The 15,771-nt window shown below is 72.9% G+C and carries 14 protein-coding genes and 1 tRNA gene; 6 read left to right on the top strand and 9 right to left on the bottom strand.

The window, feature by feature from the left end; genetic code table 11:
• The first annotated feature begins 14 nt into the window (after positions 1–14).
• From QUG92_RS00075 to QUG92_RS00050, 6 genes are all read left to right on the top strand, one after another.
• Positions 15–782, top strand: a complete 768-nt coding sequence (locus QUG92_RS00075) for an ABC transporter ATP-binding protein (RefSeq protein WP_069713069.1) — start codon at positions 15–17, stop codon at positions 780–782.
• Positions 782–1,651, top strand: a complete 870-nt coding sequence (locus QUG92_RS00070; protein ID WP_069713068.1) for an ABC transporter permease — start codon at positions 782–784, stop codon at positions 1,649–1,651. Before QUG92_RS00075 ends, QUG92_RS00070 begins: the two co-directional genes overlap by 1 nt.
• Positions 1,652–1,722: 71 nt before the next feature.
• Positions 1,723–2,907 (top strand): ABC transporter substrate-binding protein, encoded by a 1,185-nt coding sequence (locus QUG92_RS00065; RefSeq protein ID WP_182047404.1) that lies wholly within the window; start codon positions 1,723–1,725, stop codon positions 2,905–2,907.
• Positions 2,908–2,998: 91 nt separating this feature from the next.
• Positions 2,999–4,372 (top strand): FAD-binding oxidoreductase, encoded by a 1,374-nt coding sequence (locus QUG92_RS00060; RefSeq protein ID WP_182047403.1) that lies wholly within the window; start codon positions 2,999–3,001, stop codon positions 4,370–4,372.
• A complete protein-coding gene (locus QUG92_RS00055) occupies positions 4,369–5,217 on the top strand; it encodes a creatininase family protein (RefSeq protein WP_289457073.1) in 849 nt (282 codons plus the stop codon). The genes QUG92_RS00060 and QUG92_RS00055 overlap by 4 nt, the downstream gene beginning before the upstream one ends.
• Positions 5,214–5,825 carry a pyridoxine/pyridoxamine 5'-phosphate oxidase gene (locus QUG92_RS00050; protein ID WP_289457072.1) on the top strand — a complete coding sequence of 204 codons (612 nt, stop codon included), beginning with the start codon at positions 5,214–5,216 and terminating at the stop codon, positions 5,823–5,825. The genes QUG92_RS00055 and QUG92_RS00050 overlap by 4 nt, the downstream gene beginning before the upstream one ends.
• A 146-nt stretch (positions 5,826–5,971) precedes the next feature.
• Here the strand turns inward: QUG92_RS00050 and QUG92_RS00045 are convergent, their stop codons facing one another.
• The 9 genes from QUG92_RS00045 to QUG92_RS00005 all read right to left on the bottom strand — a co-directional run bounded on the left by QUG92_RS00045 (position 5,972) and on the right by QUG92_RS00005 (position 15,652).
• The gene (locus QUG92_RS00045; RefSeq protein WP_289457071.1) at positions 5,972–6,352 is read right to left on the bottom strand and encodes a hypothetical protein; all 381 of its coding nucleotides are present in this window, start codon (positions 6,350–6,352) and stop codon (positions 5,972–5,974) included.
• Positions 6,353–6,522: 170 nt separating this feature from the next.
• Positions 6,523–8,040, bottom strand: coding sequence for a PucR family transcriptional regulator (locus tag QUG92_RS00040; protein ID WP_289457070.1), 1,518 nt, complete (start codon positions 8,038–8,040; stop codon positions 6,523–6,525).
• A gap of 5 nt (positions 8,041–8,045) precedes the next feature.
• Positions 8,046–9,128 (bottom strand): DUF917 domain-containing protein, encoded by a 1,083-nt coding sequence (locus QUG92_RS00035; protein ID WP_289457069.1) that lies wholly within the window; start codon positions 9,126–9,128, stop codon positions 8,046–8,048.
• 28 nt (positions 9,129–9,156) lie between these two features.
• Positions 9,157–10,272 carry an S-methyl thiohydantoin desulfurase family protein gene (locus QUG92_RS00030; RefSeq protein ID WP_289457068.1) on the bottom strand — a complete coding sequence of 372 codons (1,116 nt, stop codon included), beginning with the start codon at positions 10,270–10,272 and terminating at the stop codon, positions 9,157–9,159.
• Entirely contained in the window at positions 10,269–11,399 is a 1,131-nt protein-coding gene (locus tag QUG92_RS00025) for an S-methyl thiohydantoin desulfurase family protein (RefSeq protein WP_289457067.1), read from the bottom strand. The genes QUG92_RS00030 and QUG92_RS00025 overlap by 4 nt, the downstream gene beginning before the upstream one ends.
• Positions 11,396–12,952 carry a hydantoinase/oxoprolinase N-terminal domain-containing protein gene (locus QUG92_RS00020; RefSeq protein ID WP_289457066.1) on the bottom strand — a complete coding sequence of 519 codons (1,557 nt, stop codon included), beginning with the start codon at positions 12,950–12,952 and terminating at the stop codon, positions 11,396–11,398. The genes QUG92_RS00025 and QUG92_RS00020 overlap by 4 nt, the downstream gene beginning before the upstream one ends.
• 129 nt (positions 12,953–13,081) lie before the next feature.
• Positions 13,082–14,461, bottom strand: coding sequence for a purine-cytosine permease family protein (locus QUG92_RS00015; protein ID WP_182047393.1), 1,380 nt, complete (start codon positions 14,459–14,461; stop codon positions 13,082–13,084).
• 221 nt (positions 14,462–14,682) lie between these two features.
• Positions 14,683–14,755 (bottom strand) — tRNA-Arg (locus tag QUG92_RS00010).
• A 111-nt stretch (positions 14,756–14,866) separates the two neighbouring features.
• Complete coding sequence (locus QUG92_RS00005; RefSeq protein WP_182047392.1) at positions 14,867–15,652, bottom strand: dienelactone hydrolase family protein; 786 nt, start codon at positions 15,650–15,652, stop codon at positions 14,867–14,869.
• Positions 15,653–15,771 lie beyond the last annotated feature (119 nt).

Raw genomic sequence — 15,771 nt, 5'->3', positions numbered from 1 at the left:
AACACGAGGTACCCGTGACCACCACCGCACCACCGCCCGTCACCGCGACGGACACCCTGCTCGACTTCCGCGACGTCGAGATGACCTTCCCGAACGGGACGGTCGCCCTGCAGGGTGTCGACCTGACCGTCGACCGCGGGCAGTTCGTCTCGGTCGTCGGCCCCTCCGGCTGCGGCAAGTCGACCCTCCTCCGGATCGCCTCGGGCCTCGAGTCCGCGTCCCACGGAACCGCCGGGGTCGCCACCGACCGCATCGGCTACGTCTTCCAGGACGCCACGCTCCTGCCGTGGCGCTCGGTCCAGGGCAACGTCGAGCTGCTCGCCGAGCTCGGGAAGGTGCCGAAGGCGGAGCGGGCGGCGAAGGCCGCGCACGCCATCGACCTGGTCGGCCTGGGCGGGTTCGAGGCGAACCTGCCGAAGCAGCTCTCCGGTGGCATGCGGATGCGCGTCTCGCTCGCCCGGTCCCTCACGCTCGACCCGGAGCTGTTCCTGTTCGACGAGCCGTTCGGCGCGCTCGACGAGATCACCCGCGAACGCCTCAACGACGAACTGCTCCGGCTGTTCGTCGAGCAGCAGTTCGCCGGGCTCTTCATCACGCACTCGGTGTCCGAGGCCGTGTACCTCTCCACCGAGGTCATCGTGATGTCCGGCCGCCCGGGCAGCATCGTCGGCCGCTTCGACGTGCCGTTCCCGATGCCGCGCGACCCCGACATCCGCTTCACCCCCGAGTTCGCCGAGCTGGTCGGCGAGGTCTCGCACGCACTCCGGGAAGGACACCGCTGATGGTCACCCTGCAGGAGGTCGCCGAGACCCGCACCGTCCGCGCCGCCGCCCGTCGCACCACCGGCCGCTCGCGTCCGCGGGTGGCGTGGTGGCAGCCCCTCGTGGTCCTCGCCGTGCTCGTCGGCATCTGGTACGCCGCGGCCGCGTACTACGACCACGTCCGCGGCCTCGCCTTCCTGGTGCCCTACCCGCACCTCGTGGCGAAGGCGATCGTCGCCCCGACCATGCCGGACGGCTCCCCGTCGACGTTCGGCACCGACCTGTGGTCCGCGCTCGGCCGCACCACCGTCGTGTCGCTCGTGGGCCTGGCCTTCGCGATCGTGATCGGCGTCGTCTGGGCGATGGCCATGGCGCAGGCGAAGTGGCTGGAGCGCTCGCTCTACCCGTACGCGGTCGTGCTGCAGTGCGTGCCGATCCTCGCGCTCGTCCCGCTCATCGGCGCCCTGTTCGGCTACGAGTTCGCCAGCCGGGTCATCGTCACGGTGATGATCGCCCTGTTCCCGATGGTGTCGAACACCCTGTTCGGCCTGCAGTCCGCCGACCGGGCGCAGCGCGAGCTGTTCCGCCTGCAGCGGTCGAGCCGGTTCGCACAGCTCGTCAAGCTGCAGTTCCCCGCGGCCCTGCCGTCGATCTTCGTCGGGCTGCGCACCTCGGCCGGGCTGAGCGTCATCGGCGCGATCGTCGGCGACCAGTTCTTCCAGCGCGGCAACCCGGGCCTCGGCGTGCTCATCCAGGTGACCGCCTCGCGCCTGATGGGCCCGGAGCTCTACGCGACGATCATCATCGCCTCGCTCTACGGCGTCGCCGTCTTCCTCGTGTTCGGACTGCTCGGCCGCCTGGCGGTCGGTCGGTGGCACGACTTCAGCTGAACCACTCCTCCCCTCCCACCCGACCCCTGTTCCCACAGCACCACGAGACCCGCACCACGAACGGAGCCTCCATGCGCACCACCACCCGACTCGGCGTCGCGACCGCCGCCATCGCCGCGACCGCCATCGCCCTCACCGGATGCGCCGCCGGCTCGTCCGGGGACACCGCGAGCAGCGCCCCCGCCAAGGCGGCGTCCGGCCCCGCGATCGACCTGTCCGACGTCTGCCCCGCGACCGTCGTCGTGCAGACCGACTGGAACCCCGAGGGCGAGCACGGCCACCTGTACGAGATGCTCGGCCCGAACCCGTCCATCGACGCCTCGGGCAAGACCGTCACCGGCGACCTGTACGCCAACGGCAAGAGCACCGGCGTGAAGCTCGAGATCCGTGCCGGTGGCCCGGCCATCGGCTACACGAAGGTCGCGTCGCAGATGTACCAGGACAAGGACATCACCCTCGGCTACATGTCGACCGACGAGCAGGTCCAGTTCTCCGGGAACCTGCCGACCACGGCCGTCTTCGCCGAGAACGACTCGTCGCCGATGTCGATCATGTGGGACCCGAAGACCTACCCGGACGTCGACAGCATCGAGGACCTCGGCAAGGAGCTCGAGAAGAACGGCGGCGTCGTCCGCTACTTCAACGGTGCCGCGTACATGACGTACCTCGAGCAGTCCGGCATCCTGCCGAAGAAGGTCCTCGACGGCAGCTACGACGGCACCCCGGCGAAGTTCGTCTCCGCCGGCGGCAAGGACGCGCAGCAGGGCTTCGCCACCGCCGAGCCGTACATCTACCAGAACCAGGTCGCGGCCTGGGGCAAGAAGGTCGCGTACAAGCCGGTGTCGAGCACGGGCTGGAACCCGTACCCCGAGGCCATGTCGGTCCGCACCGGCGACCTGGCGAAGCTCGAGCCCTGCCTGCAGAAGCTCGTCCCCGTCATGCAGCAGGCCGACGTCGACTACCTGAAGGCCCCGCAGGCGACGAACGACCTCATCACGCAGCTCGTGCAGCAGTACAACAACGGCTGGACCTACGACTCGAAGGTCGGCGCGTTCGCCGCGTCGCAGATGGTGAAGCTCGGTCTCGCGAAGGACACCGACGGCTACATCGGCTCGATGGACGAGCAGCGCATGCAGGACTTCATCGACAAGGCGAAGCCCGTCTTCGCCGGGACCGGTGACGTCAAGAGCGACCTGAAGCCCTCGGACCTGTTCACGAACGAGTTCCTCGACAAGTCCATCGGTCTGGGCAACTGACCCGACCACCCACCGGACGGGAGGCGCGGGGCACGCCCGCCCCGCGCCTCCCGTCCGTCGTTGCAGCACCACCCACCCCACAGGAGTGAGCATGACCACCGTCACCCCCGCCTCGACCACCGGTCTCGAGGCGCTGCGCGCCGAGCTCGTCGACCTGCTCGGCGAGCGCGGCGTGAGCGCCGACGAGCGCACCCGCGCCCGCGCCTCCGTCGACGAGGCGACCATGAGCCCGATCCTCAGCGAGCAGCTGCCGCTGGGCCTCGCCGACCTCGTCGCGTACCCGGCGTCCGCCGACGACGTGGCCGCCACCCTGCGCGCCGCCGTCCGGCACGGCGTCCCCGTCACCACGCGCGGCAAGGGCACCGGCAACTACGGCCAGGGCATCCCGCTGCACGGCGGCCTCGTCCTCGACACCTCGCGCGCCCGCGCCGTCGTCGAGGTCGGGGACGGCTGGATCACGGCCGAGGCCGGCGCGTCGATGGTCGCGATGGAGCAGGCCGCCGCGGCCACCGGGCAGCAGCTCTGGATGTACCCGTCCACCGCGCAGTCCACCATCGGCGGCTTCCTGTCCGGCGGCTCCGGCGGCACTGGGTCGATCGCGCACGGCTCGAACTGGCAGGGGTTCGTCACCGCGCTCGACGTCGCGCTCCCCGGCGAGGACGGACTGCTGCACGTCGAGGGCGACGAGGCACAGCCCTTCGTGCACACCTACGGCACCGCCGGGGTCATCGCGCGTGCCACCGTCCGGCTCGAACCCCTGCAGGAGTGGCGCGCCGTGTACGCGGCGTTCCCGACCTTCGAGGACGCCCTCGTCGCCGTGCGGACGCTCCGCGGACTCGACCCGGTGCCGCGACTCGTCAGCGCCGACCGGCCGGCGATCGCCGCGACCCTGCCGTCGGACACCGCGATCCCGGACGACCGCGCCAGCCTGCGTGCGATCATCGACGACGTCGTCCTCGACGAGGCCCGCGCGCTCATCGAGCAGGCCGGTGGCGAGGTGTCCGACGTCCGCGAGGGGCTGCAGCAGACCACGAAGGTGTCGATGCTGTCGTACAACCACCCGATCTGGTGGCTCAAGCGGAACACCCCGGACACCGAGTGGTTCCACGTCGAGGTCGGGGGCGAGGCGCTCATCGACCGCATCGCCGAGGTCGAGGCCGTCTACCCGGGCGGGATGCTCCACATCGAGGCGGCGCACGTCGGGCCGATCGGCATGCTCACCGCGCCGTACACCGGCGCCGAGGACGTCTACGCCGGGTACCCGCTGCTCCGCGACCTGGGCGTCCGCGTGCACAGTCCGCACCAGTACTACGTCGACCACGGCGTCGAGGAGCTCGTCGCGCTCAAGCAGCGGACCGATCCCGACGGCCTGCTCAACCCCGGGCACGTGATCGACCCGGCGCTCGTCGTCAGCGGGGGCTCCACCGCCTCCGCGCAGCCCGTCGTGCCGGGGTTCGGCAAGTGAGCGGCGGGGCGCGCTCCCGCCTGCTGGCCGAGCTGTCGGGCCCGGCGGTCGCCGCCGGGCTCGGTCCCGACTCGATCGTCGTGCAGCCCACCGGTGCCGTCGAGCACCACGGTCCGCACCTGCCGCTCGTCACCGACTTCCTGCTCGCCGACCACATCGGCGGCGCTGCCGTCGAACGCGCGGCGGCCGAGGGCCTGGACGTCTGGCAGCTGCCGACCCTCGCGTTCACGAAGTCCGACGAGCACAGCTGGGCACCGGGCACCGTGTGGCTCGACGAGTCGACCATGTTCGACACGGCCGTGCAGATCGGCCGGGCCGTCGCACTGATGGGTGCCGGGTCGCTCGTCTTCGCGAACGGCCACGGCGGGAACGTCGCCCTGCTGCAGGTCGCCCTGCGGGAGATCCGGAAGCGCTACGGGCTGAAGACGTTCCTCATGCCGACGCTCGCCCGGACGCCCGGGCCCTCCGGCGAGGACGCGGACGAGCGCGGGCTCGGCATCCACGGTGGCGCGGCGGAGACGTCGATGATCCTGCACCTCCGCCCGGACCTCGTCGACATGACGAAGGCCGAGCGGTGGGTGCCGGACCACCTGGCCGAGTTCGAGAAGATCCGGTTCAACGGTGGTCCGGTGTCCTTCGGGTGGCTGTCGAACGACTTCGGCACCCCAGGGGTCGTCGGCGATGCGAGCCGGGCGACCGCCTCGTACGGGCAGGCGCTGTGGGACCGGTCGCTCGACGAAGCGGTGGCGTCCCTGCACGAGATCGCCCGGTTCGACCCGGCGGTCGCGAAGCCCGGTGCTGCCGGTGCCGCTCCGCTCGCGTCCGACGTGGTGGCGGTGTCGTGACCGTGCTGCCGGGGCGGGCGGCCGAGGACCCCGACGCCGCCGCCCCGGCCGACCCGCTCGTCCTCGCCGCGGCCTGGCTGCCCGGGGTCGACGCCGGGCTCGGTCCGACGATGACGCTCTCGACGGTCGGCCTCGACGGCTACCCGTCCGCCCGGACCGTGCTGCTCTCGCGCTTCGACGGGGAGCGCCTGCACTTCCACACGGACAGCCGCAGCCGGAAGGCCGCCGAGCTCGCCGCACTCCCCCGCGCGGCGGTCACGGTGGTCTGGCCCGAGGCCGCCCGACAGCTCGTGGTGGTCGGGGACGTCGCACCCGTCACCGCCGACGAGGCCCGCGCCGCGTACGCCACCCGCACCCGCTACCTGCAGGTGCTCGCGTGGGTGAACGACCTCGAGGCCGCGGCCGACACCGCCTCGCGTCGGCGGGAGCTGTGGGCGGCGTTCGAGCGGGATCGACCGGAGCTCGAGCCGCCGGACACGTGGGCCGGCTTCGCGCTCACGCCGCGGCGGATGCTCTTCTGGCGCGGGGCGACCGACGCCGCGAGCAACCGGCTCGTCTACGAGCGCTGTCCGGACGGCTCGTGGTCACGGGACTCCTGGCCCGGCTGACGGCAGCGCGCGGCGCCAGCGGCTCCTGCTCCGGGGGTCGAACCACGTTCCCGACGTCGAACCACGTTCCCGACGTCGAACTACCCACCCGGCCTGGTTCGACGTCGTGTTCGTGGTTCGACGCCAACCGGTCCGCGGCCACGACGTCAGCGGAACCCGATCTCCAGGACGGACGCCGACACGGTCGAGGGATCGTCGACCGTGGTCCGCGCGGAGCACGACCACCGCAACCGGTCCGTCGCGCTCCCTCGCTCCTCACGCTGCACCGCGGACTCACCCGAGACGGAGAACACGGTCGTCCCGCTCGGCTGCCCGGACCGCTGCTCGATGCCCGTCGTGTGCGTGTCGACGACCTTCCACGGGGTCTGGGCGTACTGGTCCCGCCACCAGACGACGACCGCCGGCCCGACCTTCTTCTCGCAGGCCGCCCGCGCGACGCCCTGGAACGGGGACGGCGGCGTGCACCCGCTGAGCGCGACGAGGACGATCGCTGCAGCCGCGGCGGCAGCGGCGGTGCGGGTCCACATGCCCTCATGGTGCCGGAACTGCCGCGTGACCGACAGCCCCGGGGGAACGACGAGACGCCGAGTCCCTCGCGAGACGCCGGGCCCCTCCCGAGACGCCGCCGGATCCGGGGCCGTCTCGGCACGACCACGGCGTCTCGGCGGGACGACTGCGCCGAAGACCGCGCCGGACCTCACGCCCCACCGAGCGCCCGCGTCGCGAGGTGCAGCGCCAGACGCGTCTCGGGGTCGCCGAGGTCGACGCCGAGCAACCGCTGCACCCGGTCGATCCGGTCCGCGACGGTGTTGCGGTGGACGCCGAGCACCGCGGCGGTCTCCGCGACCGACGACTCGGTGTCGAGGTAGGTCGCGAGTGTCGTCCGCAGTGCCCCTCCTCCGCGCTCCAGCGGTGCGAGCAGCTGCTCCGCGGCCGGCAGGAAGGTGTCCGTCTGCGTCCACGCGAGCAACAGCTGCGCGAGCCCGAGACGGTCGACGTGGACGAACCAGCCCGACTCCGGACGGGCGGCGGCCAGGCGGACGGCGTCGCCGGCCTCGCCGAGGGTCCGGACGAGTCCGGCCGGTCCGGCGTGCACGCTCCCGACACCGGCGTTCGTGTCGACCGCGGAGCGCAGGGCGTGCTGCGCGGTCCGGACCGAGGTGGCGACGGCGGCGACGACGGACCGGTCCGGCTCGTCCGGCGTCGACGTCCACAGCGCCCACCCGTCGGTCTGCTCGACCACGACGACGTCGAGGCCCTCGGCGTCGAACGCCGCCTCGACCTCGCGCCGGAGCGCGACGGCGTCCACGGGTCCCCGCGCGACGAGCCGGACCCCGACGTGCCACGCGTCGAGCTCCCACCCGGCGGCGATCGTCCGCTGCACGAGCGGTGGGGCGGGCGCACCGTCCGCGGCGCGGAGGTCGTCGAGCATGGCCATCCGGTACCGGGCGTCGCGCTCGTCGTCGAGCCGGGTGAGCACGAGCCGGTGCCCGGCGGCGACCGCGGCCACGCGCAGCGCCGTCGCGAGCGTGGCCCGTTCCGCCCGCAGGGGCGACCGCAGCCCGACGGCCAGCCAGGCCCGCGGACCGATCCCGGTCGGGACGGGGACCGCGACGACGGTCTCCCGGTCGTCGCTCGCCCACACCGGCTCGCTCGTGCCGACCGTCCTGGCGAGGAGCGCGGCGGTCGCTGCAGCCACGCCCGCTCCCCGCAGGGGTCGTCCGGACGCGTCGAGGAACCGGAGCGCGTGTCCGAGCTCGGCCTCGAGCCGCGCGAACAACTCCTCGAGCGCGGGCCCGGCGTCCAGCCCGATGCGTGCGACGGCGACGGCCGCCCGGGCAGCGGGCGCGTCGCCCGACCCGATCAGCTCGTGCAGGCGCACCGACGCGGCCCACGGGTCGGGTGTCGACACGACGGCGACGCCGAGCCGGTCGGCGAGCGCGGCGGTCCCCGGTCCGGGCGGCGGCGTGGCGTCCCCGGGGCCGACGACGAGCAGCGGTACCCCGGCGGTGGCAGCCCGACGGAGCAGCACGTCGAAGCGCGCGTCGAACCGTTCCACGGGGGTGAGCAGCACGACCGCGCCGTCGGCGGGCCGGAGCGCGCGGCCGACGTGCTCGGGCGGGCCGACGATCCCGCGGACGGACGCGACGGTGCCGGTCCCGGGTCCGACCAGCAGCTCGGTCCCCTCGGGCAGCAGCGGGAGGAACTCGGACACCGGGATCACGAGAGGACCTCCGGCACGGTGTCGGCGTCGATGCCGAAGGCCCGCGGCGCCACACGGGCGGTCCGGTGCGGCGCCGCCCACCACCAGGGCGCTCCGGGCAGCACGAGGACGGCGAGCTCGTCGCCGACCCGTGCCCGTTCGGTCGTCACGGGTCGGAGCGAGCGCGCGTCGACGACGACGATGCAGCTCGGGGTGCTCGCGACGGGCTCGCCGTCGACCAGGCAGTGCACCCACTCGCTCCCGGCCTCGATCCGGGCGATCGCGCCGGTCGCGGCGTCACGCACGGCCATCGAGCCGTGCACGAACGCCACGGCGTCGCCGGTGCGCTGGACGTCGAGCACCCGACCACGGGCGACGGTGCGTGCTCCCGCCAGCGAAGCGACGAACCCCTCGACGTCGCTCGCGGCGGTGGCCGCCCGCCCGGTCCGCACCGCCCGCGTCACACTTCCGGGTATGCACCGTGCGGCGAGCACGTCGGCGTCCACCGGTCCGATCGCGAAGGCTGCCCATCCACCGCTGTGCGACACCGCTTCGCGCCACACGGTCTCCAGGTCGCGCGGGTCCGGGGCGTCCACGACGATCCGGAGCCCGCTCGACGTGACGGCGGCCGCCGTGACCGCTGGCAGCGGGTCGACGAACAGCGACAGCTGGTCGATCCGCGGGGTCGCCCGGCCCACCAGGTCGGCGTCGAGCAACGGCAGACCCGCCGCGTGTGCCGTGAGCGCGGCAGCGGGTCCGGTGACGCCGCCGATCTGCGCCGCGACGACCGCGTCCGCCCGACGTCCCGTCCACCGTTCGACCGCGGCGAGCGCGTCCGGCAGCTCCCGTCCGCTCGGGGTCTTCTCCTCGAGCACGGTGGTCGACCCGACGAGCCCGACGGCGATCACCGCGCGCGTCCCGCCGGCGACGGGCACGACCGGCACGCCGCCGGCACCGAGCGCGCGCCGGAGCGCGGACGCCATGTGGTCGACCTGGCCGCCACCGCCGCACCCGAGGAGCGCGGTGCCGCGTGCGAAGTCGTCGACGTCGCCGGCCTGGAGGCTCGTCACGGCTCCGTCACGCTGCTCACCCTGGTGCACACCAGCGATCCTCGCGCATCGGCGTGCCTCAGCGCGCCCCCGCCGGCACCCGCTCGTGCAGGTCCTCGACCGGCACGAAGTCGTCGTCGAGGCCGAAGCAGGACGGTCCGAACACGGCGAGTGCCTCCGGGGTGCGCATGAGGTCGGGCGTCGAGACGCCGATCACCCGCACCCGCTGTCCGTAGCGCAGGCGCTCGGTGGTGATCGGTTCGGCCGTCTCCGCGTCGAGCACGCAGACGAGGTCCGGGACCACCGCCACGAGCCGGCCGTCCCGGCGGGCCACCAGGTTCTCGTTCTGGAACGCGATCTCGAGCTCGGACCCGTCCGCACCCTGCACGACCGCCCGGCCCTTCGCGAAGCCGTCCACCGTCCGGCGCTCGACGTCGACGACCTTGCCGTCGAACAGCTCGCGCAGGTGCGTGTAGATGGTCCGGCCGAACGCCTCGGCGAGCGCCTCGACCGGGTCGCGGTGGTCCTCGCGGGCGCGACGGATCGCACGGCCGACCGACAGGGCGAGCGAGAGCGTCCGCGGCACGGCGGTCTCGCGGACCTGGCGGCCCGTCATCGCGTACTCGGCGATGTAGGCGACACCGCCGAGCCGGATCGTGACCCCGCGGGCGAGCCACTCCATCTGCCGGTTGTCGTGCCCGGTGTCGATGACCACGCCGTGACCGTTCTCGTCACTGATCGCGAGGGGCGATCCCGGCACCCCGTACACCGAGAAGGTCTCCATCTGGAGCTCGGGGAACGCGCGGCCCATGCCGTCGGCGTCGACCACGGGCAGGCCGCCGGTGGCGCCCACGAGCAGCGGGATCATCGAGTTGATCCCGCCGCACTCGATCGGCATCGTGGCGCTCGCCGTCCGGCCGAGGTGCTGCTCGAGCCGACGCAGTGCTCCGAGCGGCTCCGGGCCGGCGGGGATCCGCTCGAGCACCACCGTGGGGGCTCCCATCTGCGCGGTCGGGATCACGAGGGCGTCGTCGTCGACCTCGGACGGGTCGAGGATCGTGACCGGGCCGTGCTCCTCGATGGCCGCCTTGACGAGCAGCATGCCGATGGTGGGGTCGCCGCCACCGCCGGTGCCGAGCAGGGCGGCGCCACGCGCGAGGTCGGCCAGGTCGTCGACGTCGATGGTCCAGCTCATGCGTGTTCTCCCTCGCTGACGGTGCCGTCGTGGCGGACCGCCCGTGTGTCGTAGCCGAAGTACCGGGGTCCCGCGAGCGCGAGCCCGGCTGGTGTGTGCCACCGTTCGTCGGCCGGCGCCGTGACGACCCGGACCCGCGCACCGAAGCGCAGCCCCTCGGTGGTGATCGGTTCGCCGGTCTCGGCGTCCAGGGTGACGATGAGGTCGGGTGCCGTGGTGCGGACCGACCCGGCCACCTCGGCCAGCAGGTGCTCGTTCTGGAACCGGAGCACCGCCTCCAGGCCGGTGTCGCTCCCGGAACCGGTGATGCGGGCGGTGCCACGCGCGAACCCGGTGACCGTCTTCCGTTCGACGTCGGCGACCTTCCCCTCGAACACGATCGTCCCGCCGAGCACGGCGGTGACGGCGGCGACCGGGTCCTCGTTGGCGGCCCGGGCCGCGACGAGTGCCTCGCCGAGCGCGACGGACAGCGACAGGCTGCCGCGGACGTACGACTCCTTGATCTCGGCACCGGACATCGCGTACTGCGCGGTGATGGCGGAGCAGCCCATCTCGACGGTGGCGGTGCGGGCGAGGCGTTCCGCCCAGCGGTTGTCGACCGTCGAGAACACGGCCGTGTTGCCCTTCTCGTCGGCGAGCGCCATCGGCGTCGCGGAGATGCCGGACAGCGTCGGCAGGACCATCTGCACCTCGGGGAAGGCACGGCCCATCCCGTCACCGTCGATCAGCGGCAGGCCGAGCTCGGCTGCGGCGACGATCGGACTCGTCGAGTTGACGCCGCCGACCTCGATGCAGGCGACGTGCGTCGGGGTGACCCCGAGGTGCGTGGCGAGACTGCGGATCGCCTCGGCGAACTGCGCTCCCGACGGCAGCTTCTCGACCATGACGGTCGGCGCCCCGATCATGGCGACGTTGAGCACGACGGCGTCGTCGGGCAGGTCCTCGACCTGGACGACCGACACCGGACCGTGCGCGCGGACCGCGGCCTCGGCGAGCAGGCGACCGATGTAGGGGTCACCACCGCCGCCGGTGCCGAGGATCGCGGCACCCCGTGCGAGGGCGGAGCAGTCGGCGCCGATCTCGGTGATCGGGCGGACGGTGCGCGGGACCGCCTCCGTGGTCGTCATCGGACCAGCGCCCCGAGTGCCAGGTCACCGACCGCCTTGGCGCGGATGCGCGTGGCGTTGCCGGGCAGGTACGGGATGGGGACCTCGTCGAAGTCGACGATCGCGACGCTCGACGGGTCCGCGCCGGCTGCGACGGCACGGTCGACCGCCTCCTGCCGGGCCTCGTCGACGACGGCGGAGCGCCGGCCGTCGCTGATCGCGTAGACCTTGTCGACCTCGCCGGAGACCTGGGCGATCGCGGCACCGATCGCGTTCGCGACCGAGTAGTGCTCGGGGCGGTGCACGGTGCCCAGGCCGGGCAGCGTGTCCGGCAGCAGGACGGAGCCGCCGCCGACCGCCACGACGGGCAGCGGTGCCGACGAGGTCCGCATGCGCTCGACGACGTCGGCGACCCGTTCGGCGATCACCGCGAGGGCGCGTTCGGCGACCGCCGCGGGCACGCCGGCGACGCGGGACGCGTCCCCGATCGTGCCGCGACCGCCGCGCACGGCCACGTCGGTGGCGGTGAGGGTGTCGCCACCGAACACCAGGCCCTCCTCGGTGAGCCGGTAGCCGACCGAGTCCGGCCCGACCAGGGCGCCGTCCTCGCGGATGCGGGACCCGCCGCCGATCCCGATCGAGAGCACGTCGGGCATCCGGAAGTTGGTCCGGATCCCGGCGACGGCGACCTCGCCGGTGGCTTCGCGCGGGAACCCGCCGGTGAGCACACCCACGTCGCTCGTGGTGCCGCCGACGTCCACGACCGCGCACGTGTCGAAGCCGGACAGCACCGCCGCGCCGCGCATCGAGTTCGTCGGGCCGGAGGCGAAGGTGGCGACCGGGTAGCGCCGGGCGTACTCGACGTCCATGAGGGTGCCGTCGTTCTGGCTGAGGAAGAGGGGTGCGTCGATCCCGCTGCCCGCGACCGAGCCGGAGAGCCCGTCGAGGATGCGGTCGGCGAGCTCGCGCAGGGCCGCGTTGATGATCGTGGCGTTCTCGCGCTCGAGCAGTCCGATGCGGCCGATCTCGCTCGACAGCGAGAAGGCGACGTCGGGGCCGAGCTCGGCGGCGATGATCGCCTGCGCGCGCTGCTCGAACTCGTCGTTGATCGGCGAGAAGACCGACGAGATCGCCACCGAGCGGATCCCGGCGGCACCGATGGCCTCGGCGTGCCGCTTCAGCTCGTCCGTGTCGAGCTCGGAGATCACGCGACCGTCGAACTCGTGGCCGCCGTGTGCCAGGAACGCACGACCCTGCACGGCACCGACCAGGTGCTCGGGCCAGTCCGTGAAGGGCGGGAGGGACGCGGTGGCGGGTAGACCGAGCCGGACCGCGGCGGTCGGGGCGAGTCCGCGCGCCTCGATGAGCGCGTTGATGAAGTGCGTGGTGCCGATCATCACGCCGTCGATGTCGGCCGAGGTGAAGTCGCGCTGCTCCCGCAGGCCGGCGAGTGCGGCCACGATGCCGGACGTGACGTCCTGGCTCGTGGACCGCTTCACGGCCGCGGCGACCGTGCTGCCGTCCATCAGGACGGCGTCCGTGTTCGTGCCGCCGACGTCGATGCCGATGCGCATGGGGTTCCTCTCGGGTGGTGCCGATGGTGGTGCTGGTGCTGGTGCTGGTGTCGTCGGGCCGGCCGTGCCGCGCGCGGGCACGGCCGGCGACGAGGCGGCGGTCGGCGAAGGGGGTGCCGACCGCCGGCTTCAGGGCGCCGGTGCCGGGGCGGGGGCCTCGGCGCTGGCGACGCTCGTCGCGGTGACCGGGGCCTCCTCGGTGCGGCTCACGCCGACGCCGCGGACCCAGCCGGCCTTGCCCGCCACCACGTACAGGACGAAGGCGATGACGACCGAGTTGATGGACGGGATCCCGACGGCGACGAAGTACCCGACCAGGGCCGCGACCGCCCAGATGACGAGCGTCGCCGGGACCCACGTCGGGCTCGTCGCCGGCAGACCCTCGCTGTCGCTGAGCTCACGGCGCCAGCGCTTGACGACGAAGTACTCGGCGACCATGATCCCGGCGATCGGCGGGAAGACGACGCCCAGCACGATGAGGAACGGGGTGAAGGCGTCGAGGAAGCCGACGGCCGCGAGCACCGAGCCGACGACCCCGAGCACGATCGTCACGACGCCGCGGTTGACCTTCCGGCCGAACACCACGTCGATGAAGTTCGTGACACCGAGGCTCGAGCTGTAGATGTTCCAGTCGTTGATCTTGAACGTGCCGAGCAGGATCACGAGGATGCCGACCCAGCCGACGCTCGACGTGATCACGCGGGTGATGTCCGACGAGCCCACGGCGTGCGCGAGCAGGACGCCGGCCAGTCCGATGACGTACTCGCCGAGGGTCACGCCGAGCGCGGTCTGCTTGATGACGTCGCCGACGGAGCGGTTGAAGCGCGTCATGTCGGGAGTGATCACGGCGCCGACGATGAAGCCGCCGGCGACGAGGGTCGTGCCGGCGACGAAGCTGAGCTCCGGCCCGGCCGGGGCCTTCGCGGCGAGTTCGGCGATCGAGTGCTTGCTCAGTTCGACCACGACCGCCCAGCCGACCAGGATCAGGAAGAGCGGCACCGTGACGTTCGCGAGCCACTGCATCGAGTGGAAGCCGCGGAGCACGATCGCGGTGACGAGCAGGCCGAACACGAGCGACCAGGCCCATGCGGGCAGCACGGGCAGGATCGCCACGAGGCCGGCGGCGGAGACGCCCGACTGGATGCCGAACCACCCGATCAGGCTCAGGCCGATCGCGAGGCCGACGAGCGCGGAACCGGCCTTGCCGAACCCGGTCCACCGCGCGATCACCGATGTGTTGAGGCCCTCGCGCATGCCGATGATGCCGACGAAGACCGAGACGATCTCGAGGATGACGGCGCCGAGGGTGATCGCCCAGAAGGCCTGCCAGAAGCCCATGCCGAAGCCGAGCGTCGCACCGAGCAGGAACTGGGACAGGGCGGAGATCTGCCCGAACCGCTGCACCGCCACCTGGAACCAGCCGTAGCGGGCGGACGCGGGGACACGGGACAGGGAGTGGTCGTCGACGACGACGGACGGGGCTGGTGGTGCTGACGCTGCACTGGCCATCGGGATGCTCCTGGGGGAAGGGGTGCCGACCGGGGCGGTCGGGTTGGAGCAACCGTAGTGAGCGAGTGGGAGGGCGTACACGTGCAGGGTGTCGTTACGAGCGCGTGAATCCGTGCACGCTGCACAGTCCGTTCCCTGGGTGCACATCGGCGCGGCTGTACCGCCCCGCGTCCCGGGAACGACGAAGGCCCCGTCGCAGTGCAACGGGGCCTTCTCAGATGTGCGCTCGAAGGGACTCGAACCCCCAACCTTCTGATCCGTAGTCAGATGCTCTATCCATTGAGCTACGAGCGCATCCGGCCCTGGGGCCGATACCGGCCTTGCGGCCGTGGAAGACTCTACAACAGGTGCGGCACCGAACGCCAATCGAGCCGCTCCCGCCGAGCCCTCGGCGTGTCGCCAGGATCAGGCGACGGTCGGTTCCTCGTCGAACACCTCGGCCAGGAACACCTGCAGCGCCTGCCACGATCGACGGTCCGCGCGCTCCTGGTACTGCGCCCCGTGGTCCGGCGCATCGGTGCCCGGCACGGCGAACGCGTGCATCGCCCCGGCGTACGTCACGACCTGCCAGTCGACGGACGGCACGGCGCGCATCTCGTCCTGCCACTCGGCGATCTTGGTGTCCGGCACCATCGGGTCCGCGCCCCCGGTGAGCACGAGGAGCTTCGCCCGGATCGCGGAGGCGTCGGAGTCCTCGTGGACGATCAGCCCGCCGTGGAACGAGACGGCTCCGGCCAGGTCGGCACCCGTGCGCGCGAGCTCGAGCGCCCCGGAACCGCCGAAGCAGTACCCCATCACGACGATGCGCGAGTGGTCGACGTCCGGGTCGGCGCGGAGCTGCTCGAGCCCGGCGGTCAGGCGCGCGCGGAACAGCGGCAGGTCCTGGTAGTACGAGCCCGCGACCTGGCCGGCGGTGTCGTCGCCGGGGCGGACGCCCTCGCCGTAGACGTCGGCGCCGAAGGCCACGTAGCCGAGGCGGGCGAGCATCGTGACGCGGGCCTCGACGTGCTCGTTGACGCCGTGCCAGTCGTGGATGACGAGCACGCCGGGCCGCGGGCCGGACGCGGCGTGGTCCTTCGCGAGGACGCCGAGCAGCGCGGTGCCCTCGTGGTCGTAGCGGACGGGCTCGACGCGGACGTCGGAGCCGGCGGGAGCGGGGACGGTGGACAGGACGTCGTCGGTGGTCTTCACGTCACCGGACGCTACGCCCGGTGACCAGGAGACGGACGGGAGGCGCGGTGGCCGCTGGCACCGCGCCTCCCGTGCGTCTCCGCAGGAGCGTGGGGGGGTGTCCGCAGTCGGGGGACCGG

This window comes from Curtobacterium citri (assembly GCF_030362955.1).
Taxonomy (GTDB): domain Bacteria; phylum Actinomycetota; class Actinomycetes; order Actinomycetales; family Microbacteriaceae; genus Curtobacterium; species Curtobacterium citri.
The sequence above is the reverse complement of the archived record's forward strand: the minus strand, read 5'-3'. Positions and strand labels throughout refer to the sequence as shown.